At 68.4% G+C, this 20,676-nt stretch carries 21 protein-coding genes; 15 read left to right on the top strand and 6 right to left on the bottom strand.

Features of this window, described 5'->3' with window-relative positions; genetic code table 11:
* Window position 1 precedes the first annotated feature (1 nt).
* Window positions 2–1,633 carry a TolC family protein gene (locus M2351_RS29940; protein WP_264659681.1) on the top strand — a complete coding sequence of 544 codons (1,632 nt, stop codon included), beginning with the start codon at window positions 2–4 and terminating at the stop codon, window positions 1,631–1,633.
* Here M2351_RS29940 and M2351_RS29935 read toward each other — a convergent pair.
* From M2351_RS29935 to M2351_RS29920, 4 genes are all read right to left on the bottom strand, one after another.
* Window positions 1,611–1,934, bottom strand: coding sequence for a DUF4387 domain-containing protein (locus M2351_RS29935; RefSeq protein ID WP_264659680.1), 324 nt, complete (start codon window positions 1,932–1,934; stop codon window positions 1,611–1,613). The genes M2351_RS29940 and M2351_RS29935 overlap by 23 nt on opposite strands.
* A 1-nt stretch (window position 1,935) precedes the next feature.
* Complete coding sequence (locus M2351_RS29930) at window positions 1,936–3,279, bottom strand: DUF1446 domain-containing protein (RefSeq protein WP_264659679.1); 1,344 nt, start codon at window positions 3,277–3,279, stop codon at window positions 1,936–1,938.
* Between the two features lie 93 nt (window positions 3,280–3,372).
* On the bottom strand, window positions 3,373–4,302 hold the full coding sequence (locus M2351_RS29925; RefSeq protein ID WP_264659678.1) for a LysR substrate-binding domain-containing protein: 930 nt from the start codon (window positions 4,300–4,302) through the stop codon (window positions 3,373–3,375).
* 31 nt (window positions 4,303–4,333) lie between these two features.
* Window positions 4,334–5,239, bottom strand: coding sequence for a LysR substrate-binding domain-containing protein (locus tag M2351_RS29920; protein WP_264659677.1), 906 nt, complete (start codon window positions 5,237–5,239; stop codon window positions 4,334–4,336).
* A gap of 133 nt (window positions 5,240–5,372) precedes the next feature.
* Between M2351_RS29920 and M2351_RS29915 the strand changes: the two genes are divergently transcribed.
* The 7 genes from M2351_RS29915 to M2351_RS29885 are packed head-to-tail and all read left to right on the top strand — an operon-like array spanning window position 5,373 to window position 11,593.
* Window positions 5,373–6,215 carry a transporter substrate-binding domain-containing protein gene (locus M2351_RS29915; RefSeq protein ID WP_264659676.1) on the top strand — a complete coding sequence of 281 codons (843 nt, stop codon included), beginning with the start codon at window positions 5,373–5,375 and terminating at the stop codon, window positions 6,213–6,215.
* 42 nt (window positions 6,216–6,257) lie between these two features.
* Window positions 6,258–7,451 carry an alpha-hydroxy acid oxidase gene (locus M2351_RS29910; protein WP_264659675.1) on the top strand — a complete coding sequence of 398 codons (1,194 nt, stop codon included), beginning with the start codon at window positions 6,258–6,260 and terminating at the stop codon, window positions 7,449–7,451.
* Between the two features lie 51 nt (window positions 7,452–7,502).
* The gene (locus tag M2351_RS29905; protein ID WP_264659674.1) at window positions 7,503–8,210 is read left to right on the top strand and encodes an amino acid ABC transporter permease; all 708 of its coding nucleotides are present in this window, start codon (window positions 7,503–7,505) and stop codon (window positions 8,208–8,210) included.
* Window positions 8,211–8,215: 5 nt separating this feature from the next.
* On the top strand, window positions 8,216–9,016 hold the full coding sequence (locus tag M2351_RS29900) for an amino acid ABC transporter permease (protein ID WP_264659673.1): 801 nt from the start codon (window positions 8,216–8,218) through the stop codon (window positions 9,014–9,016).
* Window positions 9,013–9,813 (top strand): amino acid ABC transporter ATP-binding protein, encoded by an 801-nt coding sequence (locus M2351_RS29895; RefSeq protein WP_264659672.1) that lies wholly within the window; start codon window positions 9,013–9,015, stop codon window positions 9,811–9,813. The genes M2351_RS29900 and M2351_RS29895 overlap by 4 nt, the downstream gene beginning before the upstream one ends.
* A 50-nt stretch (window positions 9,814–9,863) precedes the next feature.
* Complete coding sequence (locus tag M2351_RS29890; RefSeq protein ID WP_264659671.1) at window positions 9,864–10,889, top strand: C-terminal binding protein; 1,026 nt, start codon at window positions 9,864–9,866, stop codon at window positions 10,887–10,889.
* 50 nt (window positions 10,890–10,939) lie between these two features.
* Window positions 10,940–11,593, top strand: coding sequence for an RraA family protein (locus M2351_RS29885; RefSeq protein ID WP_264659670.1), 654 nt, complete (start codon window positions 10,940–10,942; stop codon window positions 11,591–11,593).
* Between the two features lie 58 nt (window positions 11,594–11,651).
* Here the strand turns inward: M2351_RS29885 and M2351_RS29880 are convergent, their stop codons facing one another.
* Entirely contained in the window at window positions 11,652–13,823 is a 2,172-nt protein-coding gene (locus M2351_RS29880; protein ID WP_264659669.1) for a heavy metal translocating P-type ATPase, read from the bottom strand.
* 269 nt (window positions 13,824–14,092) lie between these two features.
* Between M2351_RS29880 and M2351_RS29875 the strand changes: the two genes are divergently transcribed.
* From M2351_RS29875 to M2351_RS29855, 5 genes are all read left to right on the top strand, one after another.
* Window positions 14,093–14,500 carry a MerR family transcriptional regulator gene (locus M2351_RS29875; RefSeq protein ID WP_264659668.1) on the top strand — a complete coding sequence of 136 codons (408 nt, stop codon included), beginning with the start codon at window positions 14,093–14,095 and terminating at the stop codon, window positions 14,498–14,500.
* A gap of 216 nt (window positions 14,501–14,716) precedes the next feature.
* Complete coding sequence (gene gcvA / locus M2351_RS29870; RefSeq protein ID WP_264659667.1) at window positions 14,717–15,628, top strand: transcriptional regulator GcvA; 912 nt, start codon at window positions 14,717–14,719, stop codon at window positions 15,626–15,628.
* Between the two features lie 157 nt (window positions 15,629–15,785).
* A complete protein-coding gene (locus M2351_RS29865) occupies window positions 15,786–16,409 on the top strand; it encodes a DUF1326 domain-containing protein (protein ID WP_264659666.1) in 624 nt (207 codons plus the stop codon).
* A gap of 20 nt (window positions 16,410–16,429) precedes the next feature.
* Window positions 16,430–17,227 carry a DUF2182 domain-containing protein gene (locus tag M2351_RS29860; protein ID WP_264659665.1) on the top strand — a complete coding sequence of 266 codons (798 nt, stop codon included), beginning with the start codon at window positions 16,430–16,432 and terminating at the stop codon, window positions 17,225–17,227.
* 98 nt (window positions 17,228–17,325) lie between these two features.
* The gene (locus M2351_RS29855; protein ID WP_264659664.1) at window positions 17,326–17,595 is read left to right on the top strand and encodes a hypothetical protein; all 270 of its coding nucleotides are present in this window, start codon (window positions 17,326–17,328) and stop codon (window positions 17,593–17,595) included.
* Window positions 17,596–17,640: 45 nt separating this feature from the next.
* Here the strand turns inward: M2351_RS29855 and M2351_RS29850 are convergent, their stop codons facing one another.
* Entirely contained in the window at window positions 17,641–18,492 is an 852-nt protein-coding gene (locus tag M2351_RS29850; RefSeq protein ID WP_264659663.1) for an IclR family transcriptional regulator, read from the bottom strand.
* Between the two features lie 201 nt (window positions 18,493–18,693).
* Between M2351_RS29850 and M2351_RS29845 the strand changes: the two genes are divergently transcribed.
* Both M2351_RS29845 and M2351_RS29840 read left to right on the top strand, forming a co-directional pair.
* A complete protein-coding gene (locus M2351_RS29845) occupies window positions 18,694–19,464 on the top strand; it encodes an enoyl-CoA hydratase/isomerase family protein (protein WP_264659662.1) in 771 nt (256 codons plus the stop codon).
* 103 nt (window positions 19,465–19,567) lie between these two features.
* The gene (locus M2351_RS29840) at window positions 19,568–20,644 is read left to right on the top strand and encodes an ABC transporter substrate-binding protein (protein ID WP_264659661.1); all 1,077 of its coding nucleotides are present in this window, start codon (window positions 19,568–19,570) and stop codon (window positions 20,642–20,644) included.
* Window positions 20,645–20,676 lie beyond the last annotated feature (32 nt).

Genomic DNA, 20,676 nt, shown 5'->3' with positions numbered 1-20,676 from the left:
AATGACCTGCCTTCCTCCGACCTTCCGGGCGCGGTCCACGATGGCCTGCGCGACCGTCGCCCTGCTTGCCGCCTCCCTGCTCGCCAGCGGCTGCTCGCTGTCGCCGCAGCCCCTGACGTCCGAGGAGAACCTGTCGCGGGTGCGCGCCGACATGGCGGTGGTGATGTCCCCGCAGGAGCCCATCGCCGGCCCCGTCTCCATGCACGAGGCGATGGCCCGCGCCATCAAATACAACCTCGACGAGCGCGTGAAGCTGATGGAGATGGCCGTCGCCAACCAGCAGCTCGACCTCTTGCGCTTCGACATGCTGCCGCGCGTCGTCGCCGGCGCCGGCTACGCGGGACGCAACAACGAGGCCGGCTCGGAAAGCCTGAACCTCGCCACCGGGCGGCGCACCGGCGAGAGCACCACCGCCACCGACCGCAACCGCCGCACCGCCGACCTCGGCTTCACCTGGAACATCCTCGACTTCGGCGTCAGCTACCTGCGCGCGCGCCAGAACGCCAACCTCGTGCTGGTCGCCGACGAGCGCCGCCGCCGCGTCGTCCAGGGCATCCTGCAGGACGTGCGCACCGCCTATTGGCGCGCCGTGGCCGCCGAGCGGCTGCTGAAGCGCATCGAGCCGCTGGAAAAGCGCATCGAGGCGGCGCGCCGGAACGCCGGCGCGCTGGAGACGCAGCGCGTGCAGGCGCCGCTGCAGACGCTGACCTACCAGCGCTCGCTGGTCGACACGCTGCGCCAGCTGCAGACGCTGCGCCGCGAGCTGGTCGCCGCCAAGTCGCAGCTGGGCGCCCTGATGGGCCTGCCGCCGGGCGAGAGCTTCACGCTGGCCATCCCGGCGGAGGCGACGGCGAAGGACGCGCCGGCCATCGCCACCCCGGTGGAGGCGCTGGAATCCTACGCGCTGCTGAACCGGCCGGAACTGGTCGAGGAGACCTACAACGCCCGCATCACCGCCGACGAGACGCGGCGCGCGCTGCTGAAGCTGCTGCCGGGCATCGACCTGAACGCCGGGCTGCACTACGACAGCAACAGCTTCCTGCTGAACCAGCAGTGGGCGGACTATGGCGCGCGGCTGTCGTGGAACATCCTGAACCTGGCCTCGGCGTGGGACACGCAGTCCTATTCGAAGGCGCAGGAGGAGCTGGTGGCCTTCCGCCGGCAGGCGCTGAGCGTGGCGGTGCTGAGCCAGGTGCGGGTGGCGATGGTGCAGTACCGCGAGCTGGCGCAGGAGTTCGCGCTGACCGCCGACCAAGCGGCGATCGACCAGCGCATCCGGCAGCAGTACGTGAACAGCAGCACGGTCGGCCAGCAGGGCGACCTGGGGGTGATCCAGGCGGAGGTGTCGGTGCTGGTGTCCGACCTGCGCCGCGACCTGGTGTTCGCCGACCTGCAGAACGCCTACGCCCGCGTGATGGTGTCGGCGGGCGTCGACCCGCTGCCCGAGGCGGTGCCGGCGCAGGACATGGCGACCCTGCGGCGCGCCGTCGCCGACGGCCTGTCCAGCTGGGAACAGCGCGCCGGCGGCACCACCCGCCTGCCCGACCTGCTGACCCCGGCCGCCGCCACCTCGGAAAAGTCGGCCTCTGAAAAACCGATGCCCGCGCCGTTCAAGCCACCGGCACGCGGATGAGCATCAGCGGGACGTGATGCTGGCAGCCGTACATGTCGCCGTCGCCGCTGGAACCCTGGGCGCGCGGGCGCCGGATGGTGATCTTGATCGCGTTGGCCATGTCGATCTCGAAGAAGGACGACACCTCCGACACGGCGATGCCGTAGGCCGCGGCAACCGTTTCCGGGCGGATGGCCCCGGTGCCGCGGACGGCCTCGTAGCGCTCGCGGTCCTTGAACAGGATGTCGAAGGTGATGCGGTAGGGGCCGGCGTTCTTGCTGCGCACGATGTCGGCCAAGTCCTTGAGGAGGCGGTCGGTCATCTCAGAGATCCTCATACTGGATGGGGAACAGCTCCGTCGGGCTGTCGGCCTTCATCAGGTGGTAGGCGCTGAACTCGTAGACCGGGCCGAGGTCCAGGTCGGACGGCGAATAGGGGAAGGCGAGGTTTCCCGACGTGTTGACCACGCCCGGATAGTGGTAGTGCAGCATGGCGCCGCTGATCTGGTGACAGGCGGCGTGGGCCAGCTCCTGGTCGCCGGCGGTCACCTCGATCACCAGCCCGACCTCGCGCTGCGCCGCCGTCTCCGGCTCCAGTTCCTTCATCACGCCGTCGCGGCCGTAGACGTGGAAGACCACGCCGAGCGGGGCCGGGGCGAAATAGGCCAGCGCCTTTTCCCGCACGTCGGCGAGGATGCCGTCGAGCGCCCGGATGGTGGTGGGGCAGCGGATTCCGGCGATCGCGATGGACCGGTATCCGGCGAGCCGCGCCCCTTCCAGCTTCACGCAATAGTCAGGCGTCTCGGCCAGCCGCGCCCCGCGCACCCGAACCTGCCGGTCGCCGACCTGCTCGAAACGGCAGCCGGAGAGGTCGATCTCGTGTCCCGGACCCGATTGCCGGAAGGGATTCTCACGCTCGTACAGCGAATGGGCGGCCACCGACTTGACCGAGGCACGCCGCGCCAAGCTGCCGGGCTCCAGCAGGAAGCCGTCGCTGTCCAAGGTGCCGAGCATCACGTCCATGGCGAAGGGCTCGGCCGAGAAGGCGCCGCATTCGAGGATCTTGCCCATGTGGATCGCCAGGGCCGGGTCGGCGCCGCGCCAGATCGGGAAGGCGGCGATCACCGAATCGTCGCAGGCCCGGCCGGCGATGATGACGTCGGCACCGCCCTCCAGCGCCGCGCAGATCGGTTCGTGGCCCATCTGCGCGACCAACGCGACGGTCTCGTCCAGAATCTTCCCGGTCAATGGGGTGCCGGCCTCAAAATCGACGATCTCGCCGGCGGCGACGGCCCGCTTGGCGCGCTCGATCGGGATGTCCGAGCGGATGGTCGCCAGCCGGAAGCGCAGGCCCTGCTCGCGGGCGATGGCGCGGACCAGCGCGGCCGTCCGGTCGACCTGCACGCCGGATCCGGCCCCGCCGGCGCTGCCGACGATCACCGGGATGCCCGCCCGACGGCCGGCGCGGATGAGCGCGGTCAGCTCGCGCTTGATGCTGACGTCCGACACCAGCGGCTTGCCGGAGCCGAGATAATAGGGTCCAGGGTCGGTCGATCCGGCGTCGACCGCGATGACGGCCGGCCCCAGCGCCATGCCGCGGGCCAGAGCCTCGTCACCGAACCCGTATCCGAGCGTCCCCGTGGGGGTGAGCACTGTGATGGCGGCCATTGCTTCTCTCGCGTGGTCCAGGAACCGGCGAATTTGACGGGCAGGCCGCCGCCCCGGTCAAATCGCTTGTCGGCCGCCTGCCATAACCGGCGGTTATGGGCCCTGCGTTTGGCCTTGGATTCCGCGCTCCAGCTCGGCGATGCGCTCCGTCAGGAGGCTTCGGACATGCGCGATCATGGCCCGCGCGCTCAGCGGTATGTCGCGGAAGCTCGGCGTGACGACCCAGATGTCGTAGGTCACCCGCGGCCGGAAAGGGCGCACCGCCAGCCGCTCCGGGGCGAAATCGACCGTGCTCAGCGGGTCCACCACGGCGACGCCCATGCCGGCCGCGACGAAGGAGCAGCAGGCCTCGGTCAGCTGCGCCTTCAGCACGATGTCGCGTGTGGCGCCGCAGGCGGCGAACGCCTGATCGACCTTCAACCGGGCGCGGTCCTCGTCGGTCATCGCGACGAAGCGCTCGCCGTCCAGGTCGCGGGCGTCGATCACCGAGCGGTCGGCCAGGGGATGGCCGGGCGGCAGGACGCAGACCGCGTCCATGGTGCACAGCCGCTCGAACCGGACGCCCGGCCGGTCCGTGGCGACCATGCCGAACCCGATGTCCACGCCCTGGGTCGCCACGCGCTCCACCAGGAGCCAGGAATTGCGGCTGGACAGGGTGACCCGCAGGCCCGGCCGGGGCCGGAGGAACGCCGCCAGGATCGGTGGCAGGAGGCGGGTGGCGAGCGACGGGAAGGCCACGACCTCGATCTCCCCATGTTCGAACTGGCGGATCGCCCGCGCCCGCGCCGCCACGGACTCGACGCTGAGGAACACCCGTTCCACCTCGGCGTAGAGCATGGTCCCTTCCGCCGTCGGGACGACGCCGTTCTTCTGCCGGTGGAACAGGGGAAAGCCGCAGGCGCGCTCCAGAAGCTGGACCAGCTTGCTGACCGCGGGCTGCGACAGGTGCAGCCGTTCGGCCGCCTTGGTGAAGCTGCCCAGTTCGACGATGGCCCTGAAGGCCTCAAGCTGCCGGATGTTCATGACCCCAGGCTATCGCGGCGCGCCCCGCCCGTCAGCCTCCGTTCAGCGACGCGGCGAAGCGGTCGAGCCGTTCCAGCGTGTAGGCGACGAAATTGTCGACGAGGTTGAAGGACCGCGCCGCCTTCGGCCGGATCAGCCAGATGTCGAACTGGACGGCGGGTTCGAAGCGGCGGACGACGATCTGCGGGTCCACGTTGTTGAAGGCGCTGATCGGATCGACCACGGCGACGCCGGCCCGCGCTGCCACGAAGGAAAAGGCGGTCTCCGACTGCCCCGCCTCGATCCGGCTGCGCCGGGACACCTTCAGCTCGTCGAACACACGGTCGATCATGTAGCGCGAATGGTCCTGCGGGCCGAGCGACACGAAATCCTCGTCGGCGAGGTCGCGGGCATAGATGGTCGGCTGGTCGGCCAGGTGATGGCCGACCGGCAGGATGCACACGCCGCGCAGCCGGTGCAGCAGGGCGCTGACCACCTCCGGCCGGTCGCCCGGCAGGATGCTCAGGCCGAAATCGACGTGCTGGGCGGCCACCGCGTCGATCAGGCTGCGCGAGCGCATGCTTTCCAGGCGGAAGCGCGTGTCGGGATGCGCCTTGCAGAAGCTCCAGACGATGTCCGGCAGGACGCGGCGGGTGATCGCCGGAAAGGCGGCGAGGCTGACGGAACCCCAGTTCTGCTCGCGCAGGGCCGTCGCCACCCGCGCGATCTGGCCCACGCCGATGAACATGCGCTGGACCTCGTTGTAGAGCGCCTCCGCCTCGCGGGTCGGGGTGATCTTGCCGCCTTGCCGGTGGAACAGCGGAAAGCCGCAGCTGCGTTCCAGCTGGGCGATCAACTGGCTGACGGCCGGCTGCGAGATGCTCAGGCGTTCGCCGGCGCGCGTCACGCTTCCGGTCGCCATCACCGCCTGGAAGGCCTCGATCTGACGCACGTTCATCGGCAGACCATAAGCTCCGCTTATTGTGAGAGGCGAATTATCTATTATGAAATTATGAGATTCAACGCGATCATGACCGCCAGAGCGCCACAAACCATGAAAAGACGCGCGCTCACACGACAGGGGGTTCTTCATGAAGCAGCGATTTGCCAAGCCTTTCGCCGTCCTCTCTCTCCTGGCGGCGGGCGTCGCCTTCTGCGCGCAGGCGCAGGCCGACCAGCTCGATCGCGTCAAGGAACGCGGCAAGCTGATCGTCGGCATCCGGAACGACTACGTGCCCTTCGGCTATCTGGACTCCGCCAGCCAGCTCACCGGCTTCGAGGTCGATCTGGCGCGGGCCGTCGCCAAAGACCTTCTCGGGTCCGAGACGGCCATCGAAATGGTGCCAGTCGTCGCGTCGAACCGCATCGAACTGCTGAACGCCGGGCGCATCGACGTGATCTTCGCGACGCTGGGCAAGACGGCGGAGCGCGAGAAGGTCCTCGACTACACCGAACCCTATTACATGATGGCCGGCATGGTCCTGATGGCGCCCAAGGACGCGACCTACGCGTCGTGGGACGACATCCGCGGCCGCAAGATCTGCGGTAGCCAAGGCAACCTGTACAACCGGATGCTGATCGAGAAATACGGCGCCCAGCTCGTCCTCTTCACCGGGACCGCCGAGATTTACAAGGCGTTCCAGGACAACCGGTGCGACGCCGTCGCCTACGACGGGCCGAACATCGCCATGAAGGTGACCGAGGAGGGGTGGAAGGACAAGTACAAGGTGGCGCTCGGCGCCTTCGAGTACGTGCCCATCGGCGGCGGCGTGCGCAAGAACGAGCCGGCCTTCCTGGCCGCCGTGAACAAGGCCATCATCCGCGCCGAGGCCGCGGGCTTGATGACGGGCGGCGAGGTGAAGTACAACCTCGGCGTCAGCGATTACGTGACGAAGCGGGCCGAGGAGGCCAAGGTGAAAGTGGCCGCCAAGTGATGCCGCTGCCGCCAACCGTCTTCGCGTGATCGGACCTTCATCATGCACGAACGTGAGGTCACCCCGCGGCGCCTGCCGCGGGTGATGGAGCAGGCGCTGTGCCTGAACGACTTCGAACCGATGGCCGAACGGACGCTGCCGCGGGCGATCTTCAAATACGTGTCCGGCTATTCCGAAGACGGGGCGACCCACCGCCGCAACCTGCGCGCCTTCGCCGAGCGCGCCTTCGTCCCGAACGTGCTGGTCGACGTGTCGGGCGTCGACACGACGACCCGCCTGTTCGGGGTCGACTACGCAAGCCCGTTCGGCATCGCGCCGATGGGGTTCAGCAGGCTGGTGGCGCCGGACTGCGACGTCCTGTTCGCCCGCTCCGCGGCGCAGGCCGGGCTTCCCTTCATCCTCAGCGGCGCGTCGCTGACCCGGCTGGAGGAGGTGCGGCAGGCCGGCCCGACCAGCTGGTTCCAGGCCTACATCCCCGGCGACGAGGACCGCATCCGCCCGATGATCGAGCGGGTGGAGCGGGCCGGGTTCGACACGCTGGTGGTGACCGTCGACACGGCGGTGCACGGCCAGCACGAGCTGGCCGCCCGCCACGGCTTCCGCTCCCCGGTCCAGCCGAGCCTCGATCTGGCGTGGCAGGGGGCGACCCGGCCGGGGTGGCTGTGGCGGGTGCTGCTGCGCAGCCTGCTGGCGGGCAACGCACCGCATTTCGAGAACATGGACGCGGAGCGCGGGCCGCCGGTCTTCTCCCGGACGCTCGTCCGCGACATCGGCCGGCGGGCGGGCCTGTCCTGGACGCACATCGAGCGGATCCGCAAGCGCTGGACCGGGCGGCTGGTCCTGAAGGGCGTGATGTCGGCCGCCGACGCGCGGATGGCGGAAAAGGCGGGCGTGGATGGCATCATCGTGTCCAACCACGGTGGCCGGCAGATCGACTGCGCCGCCGGCGCGCTCGACCTGCTGGAGCGGATCGCCGACCAGGTCAACGGCCTGACCGTGATGTACGACGGCGGGGTGCGCCGCGGCAGCGATGTGCTGAAGGCGCTCAAGCTCGGTGCCCGCTTCGTCTTCGTCGGCCGGCCGCTTCTCCTCGCCGCGGCGGCGGGCGAGAAGGTGGCGCTGGACCACGCCCTGTCGCTGATGAAGGACGACATCGGCCGGACCATGGCGCTTCTGGGCATCACCCGGCTCGACGAGTTCGACAAGGTCGCCCTTATTCACGACGGTCGAGGCTGACGCGATGCAATTTCCTTCATCGCAATTTCCTTCATCGACAGGGCGGCCGGTATGACCTTGGATTTCGCTTGGCTGTTCGACCCGCTGTACCAGCGGTGGCTGCTGAACGGAATCGGCACGACAATCCTTCTCAGCCTCTTCGGAATCGTGCTGATGTTCGTCATCGGCATCGTCGGCGCCGCCTTCCTCCATCTCAACGTACGCTACCTGCAAACGCCGACGACCATCTTCGTCGAGCTGTTCCGCAACACGCCGCCGCTGGTCCAGCTGTTCTTCCTGTACTTCATGCTGTCGGACATCGGTCTGACGCTCACCGACCCGGCGACGGGGCGGAGCATTCCGCTGTTCACCGGCTTCACCTGCGTGGTGCTCTCGCTCGGCCTCTACAACGGGGCGATCGCGGTGGAGATCATCCGGTCGGGCCTGCTCGCCGTGCCGTCGCAGACCGTGGAGGGCGCTCGCGCCCTCGGCTACACGCGGTTGCAGACCTTCCGCCACGTCGAGCTGCCGATCGGCCTGCGGCTGTGCATCCCGCCGATGGCGAGCAACATCGTCAGCCTGATCAAGACCTCGTCCCAGGCGGTGCTCGTCGCCGTGGCGGACGTGATGTACGGAGCCACGCAAATCATGCTGGAGACGTTCCGCAACCTTGAGGTCATGCTGCTGATCTGGGTGGTCTACCTGATGATCACCGGCTTGGCCGTGCTGATCGTCCGCCGGATCGCCACCACCGTCCGCATCCCCGGCTACGGGTCGTGACGGCCATGAACGCACACGTCAAAATCTTCCTGGTCGGTGTGCTGGGTGTCACGCTGGTCCTGGTGGCGCTGTTCGTCGCGGTCTACGGCGCGGACAGCGGCGCCATCCTGCGCGGCGTGGCGGGGCGGACGCCGTTGCTGCTCAGCGGGTCGGCCGATTTCTCCGCCTTCGAAGGGGGCTTCGCCGCCAACATCGTCATCAGCCTGTGGGCGATGGCGCTGGCCGCGGTCGCCGGCACGGCGCTCGGCGTCGGGATGATCTCGCAGTCGGCGGTGATCCGCGGACCGTCGGTCCTGGTCATGAACGTGCTGCGGAATTCGCCCTGGCTGGTCGTGCTCTATGCGATGCTCTACCTTTTGCCCTTCGAGGTGCGGATCTTCGGCCGGTTCGTCGAGATCTCGCCGATGATCAAGGCGACCATCGGCCTGGCGCTGCCGGTCACGGCCAACATCGCGGAGGTGTTCCGCGGCGGCGTGGGATCCGTGCCCACCGGCCAGTGGGAGTCGGCGCGCGCCCTCGGCTACCGCCGGCTCCAGATCCTGCGGCGCGTGGTGGTCCCCCAGGCGATCCCGATCATGACGCCGAACCTGATGACGACCTACGCGATGCTGTTCATCGGCTCCAGCCTGGTCGTGGTGACGGGGACTCACGACGTGCTGTCGGTCGCCCGCACGGTCATCGCCAGCGACGGCGACCACGTGGCGACCGCGGTCTACCTCTACATCCTCTACCTCTTCTTTCTCTTCTGCTTTCCCATCGCCATCCTGACGCGTTGGCTGGAGCAACGGGTGCGAGTGCGCAAATGACAGACGTCCAGCCGATCCAAGGCCAACCGGCCCCGAAACCACAGACCCAAGACCAGTCATCCGCCCCGCTCATCGAACTGCGGGACGTCCACAAGTCCTTCGGCTCCATCGAGGTGCTCAAGGGCGTGTCGATGTCCGTCCGCGACGGCGGCGTGGTGTGCATCATCGGGCCGTCGGGCTCGGGCAAGTCGACGATCCTGCGCTGCATCAACGGCCTGATCACCATCGACCGCGGCACCGTCCGGGTCGGCTCCTTCGCGGTGGAGACGCTGAAGAAGGACAAGGAACTCGTGCCGCTCCGGCATGAGGTCGCCATGGTGTTCCAGCAGTACAACCTCTTCCCGCACCGCACGGTCCTGCAGAACCTGACCATGGCGCCGGTCCAGGTGTTGGGCGAAAAGCCGGCGGTGGTGCGCGAACGCGCGCTGGCCCTGCTCGCCAAGGTGCGGCTGACCGGGAAGGAGAACGCCTATCCGGGCGAGCTGTCCGGCGGGCAGCAGCAGCGCGTCGCCATCGCCCGCGCGCTGGCCATGCAGCCGCGCGTCATCCTGTTCGACGAGGTGACCGCCGCCCTCGACCCGGAAATGGTCAGCGAGGTCCTGAACGTCATCCGCGACCTCGCCCGCGAAGGCATGACCTGCGTGCTGGTCACGCACGAGATGCGCTTCGCCCAGGAGGTCGCGGACGAGATCTTCTTCACCGACAAGGGCGTGATCGTGGAGCACGGCCCGCCCGGCCGGCTCTTCAAATGCCCGAACGACCCACGCCTGAAGGCCTTCCTCGACAAGGTCCTGTGACCGGCCGACCTGGAACGCCAACCGGACAGGCAAACCCACCAAGGAACACCATGACGAAGCCCCTCAAGGTTCTGGTGCCCGACGCCCATCTGCGCGACCTCGACGTCGAGCGCGGCGTCACGGGCGACCGGATCGACTACATGGTCTTCGACGAGACCGACCCGGCGGCCATTCCCGACGACGCCTGGCGGTCGTGCGACGCCATCCTGGTCTGGCACCGCATGCGGATTACGCCGGAGGTCGTCGCGAAGCTCGACAACTGCCGCCTGATCGTCCGCGTCGGTGTCGGCTTCGACAACGTGGACGGCGCGGCCTGCCGCGCCCGCGGCATCCCGCTGTCCAACGTGCCGAACTACGGCACCACGGAGGTGGCCGACCATGCCCTGGCGATGCTCCTGCACCTCGTGCGCGGGCTCGGCACCTACCAGGCGCGGCTGAAGGCCGACCTTGCGGCCGGCTTCCGGGCGGAGGACGTGCCCGTCGTCCGCCGGATCCGGGGCGCCACCTTCGGGGCCATCGGCATGGGGCGCATCGGCACCGCGATCATGCGCCGCGCCGCGGCCTTCGACATGAAGGTGATCTACGTCGACCCCTACCTGCCGGAAGGCCACGACCTGGGGCTGGGGATCGAGCGGGTGAGGACGCTGCCCGAGCTGCTCTCCCGCTCCGACGTCGTCAGCCTGCATGTGCCCCTGTCGGCGGAGACCCGCAACATGATCGGCCGGGACGAGCTGGCGCAAATGAAGCCCGGCGGCATCCTGCTCAACATCGCCCGCGGCGGGCTGGTCGACGTGGACGCCGTCCACGACGCGCTGAAGAGCGGCCACCTCGCCGCCGCCGGCCTCGACGTGCTGCCCAAGGAACCGCCGGTGCCGGCGCCGCCGTTGCTCGCCGCCTGGCAGCGGGACGAGGCGTGGCTCGCCGGGCGGTTCGTCGTGACGCCGCACGCGGCCTTTTACTCCGAGGCCGGCTACCTCGACATGCGGACCTTCTCCGCGGAAATCCTGCTCGACTACCTCTTCGAGGGGCGGCTGCGGAACAACGTCAACCCCGGCTGGGACGCCCAGGCTCGCTGAAACTGCGGCCCCGCAACACGGGCCCCCAACACAAGAATCAGGAACACGCCATGGCCCTCCTTCAACAGGACACCCCGTTCCGGGTCCTCAGCGACGAGGAACTCGACGCTTGGCGGGCGATCCCGCCGGCGGTCGCGTCGGACTGCATGAACCGCACCCAGGTGATGAGCGCCGCGATCAAGCCGATCCGCGAAGGCCAAAGCCTGTGCGGCCAAGCCCGCACGGTGACGACCATGGTCGGCGATTGCGGGCCGATCTGCGCCCTCATCAGCGCCGCCCGCCCCGGTGAGATCGTGATCGTCGACGCCGGCGGGGTCGAGGACACCGCGGTGTGGGGCGGCGTGATGACGGAGGAGGCCGTCCACCGCCGTCTGGGCGGGGCCGTGATCGACGGCGCCGTCCGCGACGTGGCCGACATGCGCAAGGCGGGCTTCGCTATGTTCTGCCGGTCGGTGGTCCCACGCGGCCCTCACCACGGCTTCGGCGGCACGGTGGACGGTCTGGTTTCGGTGGCCGGCGTTCCGGTGCGGTCGGGCGACCTCGTGCTCGGCAACGACGACGGGGTGGTCGTCGTCCCTCTGGAACAGGCCGATGCGGTGCTGGCCGCGGCGCAGGCCCACCTGCTCAAGGAGGAAGGCTGGGTCCGGGACATCCGGCGCGGCGTTCCGATCCCGACGATCTTCGAGTTTCCGAGCGTCAAGTGATCAGAATATGTTTGTAGGGTTCCGGGCCAGGACTGCCGGGTCGGACATGGACCGTTCCTTACCTGCCCTGGCGGAGCAGGCGCAGCGCGTTCAGGGTGACGATGATGGTGGCGCCGGTGTCGGCCAGGATCGCCAGCCAGAGGTCCGTCACGCCGCTCAGCGTGGTCACCAGAAAGACCGCCTTCAGCCCCAGGGCGATGGCGACGTTCTGGTGGATGTTGGCCATCGTCGCGCGCGACAGGCGGACCAGTGCGGCAACATCGGCGACCCGGTTGCCCAGCAGCGCGGCGTCGGCGGTCTCCAGCGCCACGTCCGTGCCGCCGCCCATGGCGATGCCGACGTCGGCCGCCGCCAGGGCGGGAGCGTCGTTGATGCCGTCGCCGACCATGGCGACCGGGCCCCGCGCCCGCAGCGCCGCGATCTCCCGGAGCTTGTCCTCCGGCAGCAGGTCGGCCTTCACGTCGATGCCGAGCCCACGGCCGATGGCCTGTCCGGTCCGGCCGTTGTCGCCGGTCAGCATGGCGCTGCGGACGCCGAGCCCGCGCAGTAGGGCCACTCCCTCGGCGGCATCGGGCCGCGGCTCGTCGCGAAGGGCGACAAGGCCGACCGGTTGGGCATCGGCGAGAACGACCACCACGGTCTTGCCCTCGTCCTCCAGAGCCGCGATGCGGTCGGAGGGAATGCCCTGCGGGCCGCAGCGCTCGACGGCATGGCGCGGCGAGGCCACTTCGATGAGCTTCCCGGTGACCACGCCCTGCACCGCCTTTCCGGGGATGGCTTTCTGGCCGCGGGCCGGACGGAGCGGCACGCCGTCGGCCGCGGTGCGGTCCAGGATGGCCTTGGCGATCGGGTGGCTGGAGCCGTTCTCCACGGCCGCCGCGAGGCCGAGCAGGGAGCGTTCGGTTCCGACCAGCGGAACGAGGTCGGTCACCTGCGGGCGTCCCTGCGTCAGCGTGCCGGTCTTGTCGAAGGCGATGGTCCGAACGCGCCCGATCGCCTCCAGCGCGGCGCCGCTCTTGATCAGGAGACCGCGCCGGGCGCCGGCGGCGATGCCCGAGGCAATGGCGGCCGGGGTGGACAGAACCAGGGCGCAGGGGCAGCCGATCAGCAGCAGGGCGAGGCCGCGGTAAATCCAGGTGTGCCAGTCGGCTTCGAAGGCGAGCGGCGGCACCAGGACGGTGAGGACCGACACCGCGATCACCGCGGGCGTGTAGCGCGCGCTGAACCGCTCGATCCAGCGCGCCGTGGGCGACTTGCTGGCCTGCGCCTCCTCGACGAGGTGGATGATCCGCGCGATGGTGTTGTCGGTCGCCGTCCGCGTAACCCGGATCCGCAGCGCGCCGGTGGCGTTGATGCCGCCCGCGAAGACGGACGAGCCGACTTGCTTGGGAACAGGGACGGACTCGCCGGTGACCGGGGACTCGTCCACGTCGGACTCGCCCTCGATAACCTCACCGTCGGCGGCGACCCGGTCGCCCGGGCGGACCAGGACGACGTGGCCGATTTCGAGGCGCGCGGCTGGAACCGCGCGGGCGGACTCCCCGTCGACGAGCAGCGCGGTCCTGGGAACCAGGCTCGACAGCGCTTTGATGCCGGATCGGGCGGTGCCCGCCGCCACGCCTTCCAGAAGTTCGCCGACGGCGAAGAGCAGCACGACGACGGCCGCTTCGGCGGTTTCGCCGATCAACAGGGCGCCCAGGGTGGCCACCGACATCAGCATCTCGATGCTGAAGGGGGACCCCACACGGGCCAGCGAGAGGGCGCGGCGGCCGAACACCGTCAAACCGACCAGCGCGGCCGGGGCGAGGGCGTAGGCGTCCAGAACGGGGGCAAGCCACGACGCCAGATAGCCTGCCGCGACGAGAATGCCGATGAGGATGGCCAGCCGGCCCTTGGGCGTGCTCCACCAGGGCCGTTCCTCGGACGCGGCCGTCTCGTCCACCTCACCGGCGGGACGATCGGCTACGACGCGCAGATCGCCCTGGGGCTCGACTCCGTAGCCGAGATTGCGGATCGTGTCCTCAAGCTTCGCCCGGGACGTCGTCGCCTCGTCCAGCGTCAGCCGCAGGATCTGCGTATGGTAGTTGAGGCCGATGTCATCGGCGCCCGGAACGCGGCGCAACGCGGTTTCGACCTTGGTGACGCAGCTGGGGCAGTCCATGCCCGCCACCTTGTAGCGCAGAGATTGCTTGCCCGCGTCCGCGACCAGAGCGGAGGTCTTCTCCTGCATGACGAACTCCAACCGACTCATACCAATTCCCGCTGATCGTAACCGATCAGCGGGCCTCAATCGCCGGCACCGCCCGCTCGCTTTGAACGGGCCGCCGGCTTGGCTCCGCGGGCATGTGCCCGCGCGGCGGCAGTCGCCGCCGATGCCATGCCCCGATGAGTTGATCTCATCGGGGCATGCATCAGTGTGTGGCACGCGGCATCGGATGCTGCGGTCGCGCCGTCCGTTCGGTAAGATGGACCTTCTAGCAACTAGAGGGTCAAGGGGACATGGAGGGAAAATCGGAGCTGACGATCGGGGCGCTGGGCAAGGCGACCGGCACGAAGCCGGAGACTATTCGCTTCTACGAACAGATCGGCATCCTGCCGGAACCCGCGCGCACAGCGGGGAACTACCGGTCCTACGGCGCGGAGCACGTCCGGCGGCTGAGCTTCGTCCGGCGCGTCCGGGACCTTGGGTTCCCGCTTGAGACCGTGCGCTCCATGCTCGCCCTTGCCGACCAGCCGGACCGGCCCTGCGGCGAGGTCGATGCGCTCGTGCTCCAGCAGCTGCACGAGGTCGACCGCAAGATCGCGGACCTTCAGCGCCTGCGCGAGGAACTCGATCGCTTGGCCCACCAGTGCCGCGGCGGGCACCGCATGGCCGAGTGTCGGATCATCGAGGCGCTGTCACCGTGAAATCCGACCTGACGATTGCCGTCGCGCGATCGCCATGCGGGAAGACTACCGGACGCCGGGTGTGATAATGGGGTGTGGCACCGGTCCCGCGCTGCGGCGCGGGCCGGACTCCGGGGCGGAGGGGAGCATGATGCGGAATGCCGGGCGACAGGAAGTGCAGGCAGCGTCCGGTGTTCCGGAGACCGGGAACCGTGCGGCCGGCCGGGGGAGAACGTCATGGCATACCGGCTGCCGCCACTGAATTCGTTGCGCCTGTTCGAGGCGGCGGGGCGGCATCTGAGCTTCAAGCTGGCCGCCAAGGAACTGCACCTCACGCCCAGCGCCGTGAGCCACGGCATCCAATCGCTGGAATGCTGGCTGGGCATCCCGCTGTTCGTGCGGGCCGCGCGGGGATTGGCGCTGACCGAGGCGGGCGTCATTTATTTGCGCCATGTCCACGACGCCATCGAGCAACTCGCGGTCGTGACCGACAGCCTTCCCGGTCGGCGTCCGAGCGGCCGCCTGTCGGTCAGCGTTCCGCCCACCTTCGGTTTGCGCTGGCTGATCCCGAACCTGCCCGCCTTCAACGCCCGGCATCCCGACATCGAGGTGTCGGTCCACACCGGGCACCACCATGTGCGTTTCCCGCGCGACGGCTTTGATCTGGCCATCCGCATGGGACGGGGCGACTGGCCGGACCTGCACGCCGAATGCTTGGTGATGGAGGATCTGGTCCCGGTCTGCGCGCCGGCGCTCGCCGGTTCGCTGCGCGCGCCGGAGGACCTCGCCGACGCCACCCTCCTGCATGTGGTGGAGGTGTCGGAGGATTGGGCGGCGTGGGCACGGCTCGCCGGGGTGGAAACTCCGCCGTCGGATCGCGGCATGCGGTTCGACACCGTCCACATGGCGCTGGAAAGCGCGGCGCTGGGATTGGGCGTGGCAATCGGCCGACTGCCGGTGGTGGCCCAGGACATCGCCGCCGGTCGTCTCGTCCCCGTCCTCGGGCCACCGGTCCGCTGCTCAACCGGCTATTGGCTGGTGACCAGTGCCGATCTGCTGGTGCGGCGGGAAGTTGTGGAATTCCGCAAATGGATTCACGGGTTGATGCGAGCGTCGGCGCCGTCTGCGCTCTTCGCGGAAGCTGAGTGAATAAAATTCACGCATAGGTGAAATCGCCGCGTTTGCCAGGCGAAGGCTGCCATCGGACACTCCACGTCCGCCATCGCCGACGAATGGGGCGAGCGCTGGGGAGCACCTACGCCTCGGCGTGAAGGATCGGACACGCCAGGGAATCTTGCAGGAGTGAATGATGACGGACACCCCAACCAAATGGTGGGCGAAAGGCCTGCTGTTCGAGAACTGCAATTGCCAAATCGTCTGTCCCGGACATTTTCACTTCAGCCAGCTGTGCACGCATGAGCGCTGCCTCGGCTACTGGGGGATCAATTTTCGTGAGGGGGAATTCGGCGGTGTGCCGCTGGAGGGGCTGAACGCGATCATCATCTACGACACGCCGCAGCACATGGCGTCCGGAAACTGGATCATCACCACCTACATCGACCACAACGCCACCCCGGACCAGCAGCGCGCGATCGAGCGGATCGTCAGCGGCGAGGTCAACGGGCCATGGAAGATCCTGGCGCAGTTCGTCGCCGAGCGGAAAGAGACGCGGCTGGTGCCCATCGCGTTCGGCGACGAAGGCAAAGTCAAGACCTTGACGGCGGGCACGTTCTTCAAAAGCGTCATCTCCTGGCTGAAAGGTCGTGATCGGGAGAGCGCGGTGCGCCTGGTGAATTCCTACAACCAGATCCACGATTCGACCCAGGTTCTGGACATGGGCAGCACCGAGTACACGGACGCTCCCTACAATCTCATCACCAGGAACACGCACTCCCTGCATTCGCAGTTCTCCTGGAGCGGGCAGTTCTAAGGCCGGGAGGATCCAACGCGATGAGCATGGATGTGGCGGTTGCCGTACCGAAGCGGCGCGCGCTGTTGCTGAAGGCGCTGCTGACCGCGCTCGTGGTGATCGCCTGGGTCGCCATAAGCCTGGAGGTGCTGGAGACTGCCAGCGCACCGGCGGGGAACGCGGGGGCGCATCACCACCACATCGCGCATGGGGGTGCCCTGGCGTTCTGGGGCACCCTGTCCATGTGGATGGTGATGATGGTCGCCATGATGGTCCCCGTGGTGTTCCCCTGGGTTGCGGCCCTGGCCCGCCTTGGTCACGGCCCGCCGTCGGGCGCCCGCCGTCCGGTAATCCGCCGTCCGGTAATGGCGGCGGCCTTTCTCGCCGGGTACTTCGCGGCATGGCTGGGCTTCTCGACAGGAGCCACGGTGCTGCAATGGTGTCTGTCCGTCACCGGGGCGCTGTCGTCGCACATGATGGAGAACGGCTTGGTGCGGGGCGCGGCGTTCGTTCTGCTCGGTGCTTACCAGTGGAGCCCTTTGAAGAATTCCTGCCTCACACACTGCGAATCGCCCTTCACCTTCTTCCTGTCCCGTTGGCGCGACGGCGCATGGGGAGCCCTTCTCATGGGAGCACACCATGGCCTGTACTGCATCGGCTGCTGCTGGCTGTTGATGCTGGGCATGATCGCCATCGGCGCCATGAGCTTCGCGTGGATGGTCGGCGTCACGCTGTTCATCCTGCTGGAGATGTACGTGGCGGAGCTGCGCTGGGTATCGCGGGCCGCCGGCGCGGTGCTGATCGTCGCGGGATTGGCTTCGGCGGCCGTTGCACTGTGACGGCGGCATGGCGCCGTGATGCGGGATTGGCGGCGCTTCCGGTTTTGCAACAACAGAATTGACGCGCGTCAATGTGTTCCACCCCGAAACGGTGAACCATGCAGGGGGTCGAACGGATGGAGCGCGCTATGCCGGATGTCTTTGGTCCTGAATCGGTGACGGTCGTGGGCATTCTGCTTTCCGCCTCGATGGCCGTGATCCTCCTGACGTTGAGCATGCGGGTGTTCCTGCCGCTGCGCGCCAGCAACGCCGCCGCGCACCGGCAGTCCATTCAACGACCGACCATTCGGCAGCGCCTTGCCGGCAAAGCCCGCCGCGTCTGCGCCATGGCCGGCGTATCACGCATGGCCTCGTCCCTCCGGACCTGATCGCCCGCGCTTATCCCGCAGGCTGCCCATGCGCGTCCGGCCCGGTCACCCCCGGCCCGGCCCATAGGCGGTGGACGCCTGCACCCCGGGCAGCCGCCCCCCGAGGGAGACGGAGCCGGCCGCGGCCACGACCAGGGGCGAGAACCGCTCCTCGGCCTCCTGGGCGGTGAAGCGCGACCGGGACACCGCGATGTTGATCGCTCCGACCGGAACGCCGGTTGGGCCGAGGACGGCCGCGGCGACCGACAGGTCGCCGTGGTAATACTCCTCGAACGCCGTGGCGTAGCCCCGGGCGGCGGCCCGTTCGAGCTTCGCCTGCAAATCCTCCCGCCGCCACGTCGTGTGCGGCGTGTAGGGGCGCAGGTCCGTGCGGTCCAGCAGCGCCATGGCGTCGTCGATCGGCAGCCGCGACAGGATCGCGATGCCCGGCGCCGTGCAATAGGCCGGCATCCGCGTGCCGACGCTGACGTCCGTGTTCAGCACGTGGCGGCTCATGAAGCGTGACACGAAGACGATTTCCGTGCCGTCCAGCACGGTCAGGTTGATCGTCTCCTCGGTTTCCTTGCTGAGATGCATCAGGTAGGGCATCGCGCGTTCCAGCAGCGCGTTGCTCCGCATGTAATGGTGGCCGAGGTCGAGCGTCCGCACCGTCAGCTCGAACCGCTTGGTTTCCGGGTCCTTGCGCAGATAGCCCAGCTTTTCCAGCGTGTAGGTGAAGCGCTGCGCGGCGCTCTTGTCCATGCCGACCACCTGGGCGACCTGCGTCAGGCTCATCGTCGGGCGTGTGGCGTCGAACGCGTGCAGCACGCGGAACGCCTTTTCCACGGACATCACCAGCAACGGATCGGACGCGCGGCCACCCCCGCCCTTCGCGGAGTCGCTGTCGTTTTCGGCCATGTCTGACACGGGGGAAGAAGCGGAGGCGGAGGGGCGGCGCGGTGCCATGGTCGTCGGTCCTGGACGTTTGCGCTGAGAGATACCGTTGACAGCCCGATCGAAGCAAGCCAAGCTATTCAATATCAAGTATTGCATTGCAATACAAGCCTGCGGCGCGGTGGTCGCCCGGGGCTGCGGATCGACCTTCGACAGGAGCGGAACGTGTCCAATTTCATCCTCACCGAGGTGCGGGGCCCGGTTGGTCTCATCACGCTGAACCGGCCGGAAATCCTGAACGCCTGGAATCAGGCGATGCGCAACGACCTCGTCGCCGCGTTCGACCGCTTCGAAGGGGAAGCCGCGGTGCGCGCGATCATCCTCACCGGCGCCGGCGACCGCGCTTTCGGCGCCGGGCAGGACCTCAACGAGACCAAGAGCTTCGACGCCGACCGGGCGGAGGAGTGGGTCGGCGAGTGGGAGCGGCTGTACCACCGGATGCGCACCCTGTCGAAACCGCTGGTCGTCGCGCTGAACGGCATCGCCGCCGGGTCGGCCTTCCAGGTCGCGCTGCTCGGCGACTTCCGCATTGGCCATCCGGGCGTGCGCATGGGCCAGCCGGAAATCAACTCCGGCATCGCCAGCACGACCGGCCCCTGGATCATGAAGGAAATGATCGGGCTCGCCCGCACCATGGACCTGACCCTGACCGGCCGCCTGATGGACGCCGAGGAGTGCCACACCATCGGCCTGATCAACCGCATCGTCCCGCAGGACCGCGTGATGGCCGAATCCCTGGCGCTGGCCGAGGAGCTGGCCGCCAAGCCGCCGGTCGCCATGCGCCTGGACAAGCAGCGGTTCCGCGAGATGACCGAAGCCGGTTTCCGCGACTGCCTGGCCGCGGGCGTGCGCATCCAGCGCGAGGCCTACGCCTCGGGCGAGCCGGCTCGGATGATGGAGGAATTCCTCGCCAAGCGTGCCGCCAAGCGCGCCTGACCCGGGCGCCTGGCTTGGAAGACCGCCGGGAACAGGCGGCGGTTCGCGACGCACAACGAAAACCGGGTCAAGAGACGCCCGGTCAACGAACAGGGGGCTCGATATGCGCAAGACGTCCGGCTTTTCCATGAACCGCCGCAGCTTGATGAAGGGGGCCGCCGGCATCGCGCTCGGCGCCTCGCTGCCGGCCGGGCTGCTCCGTCCGGCCTCGGCCGCCGCGACCCAGATCACCGTCGCCGATCCCGGCGGCCCGTACAGCCCGGCTTTCCGCAAGGCCTTCTACGACCCGTTCGAGAAAGCCACCGGGATCAAGGTGATCAACGTCGCCCGCGAGGCGGAGCCGACCGCCCAGTTCAAGGCCATCGTGGAGACCAAGTCCTACACCTGGGACGTCTGCACGCTGACCCTGTCCGCCCGCGACATCCTGAACAAGCAGAACCTGCTGGAACCGCTGAACTTCACCGCCGCCGACGTCCCCGGCCTGATGCCCGAGGCGCTGACCCCGCTGTGGATGGGCACCGACGTCTATTCGACGATCCTCGGCTACCGCGCCGACAAGTTCGCCGCCAACGCGCCGCAGAGCTGGGCCGACTTCTGGAACGTCGAGAAATTCCCCGGCCGCCGGTCGCTGCGCAAGAACCCCATCGACACGCTGGAGCAGGCGCTGCTCGCCGACGGCGTGCCGCTCGACAAGCTCTACCCGCTGGACGTGGAGCGTGCCTTCAAGAGCCTGGATCGCATCAAGTCGCACATCGACGTGTGGTGGACCGGCGGCGCCCAGTCCAGCCAGCTGCTGCAAAGCGGCGAGGTGGACATGATCGCCCTGTGGAACGCGCGCGCCCAGGCGGCCATCGACGGCGGCGCGCCGGTCAAGATATCCTGGAACCAGGGCCTCTATTCCATCGAAGGCTGGGGCATCCCCAAGGGCAATCCGCGCGCCGACGCCGCGCGCCAGTTCATCAAGTTCTGCGCCGACGCCGCCCGTCAGGCCGTCTTCACCGAGGTGCTGGCCTATGGCCCGACCAACCTCGACGCCTACAAATCCATCCCGAAGGAACGCGCGGTGGCCCTGCCGACCTTCGAGGCCAATCTGAAGACCATGGCCATCGCCAAGGAAGATTGGTGGAGCGTCAACCGCGCCAAGATGAACGAGCGCTTCAACGCCTGGATCCTCGGCTGACGCCAGCCCGTTTGACCAGCCCGTTCGAAAGG

Source organism: Azospirillum canadense (assembly GCF_025961225.1).
Lineage (GTDB): Bacteria > Pseudomonadota > Alphaproteobacteria > Azospirillales > Azospirillaceae > Azospirillum > Azospirillum canadense.
This window is presented reverse-complemented; position numbering and strand designations above follow the sequence as displayed.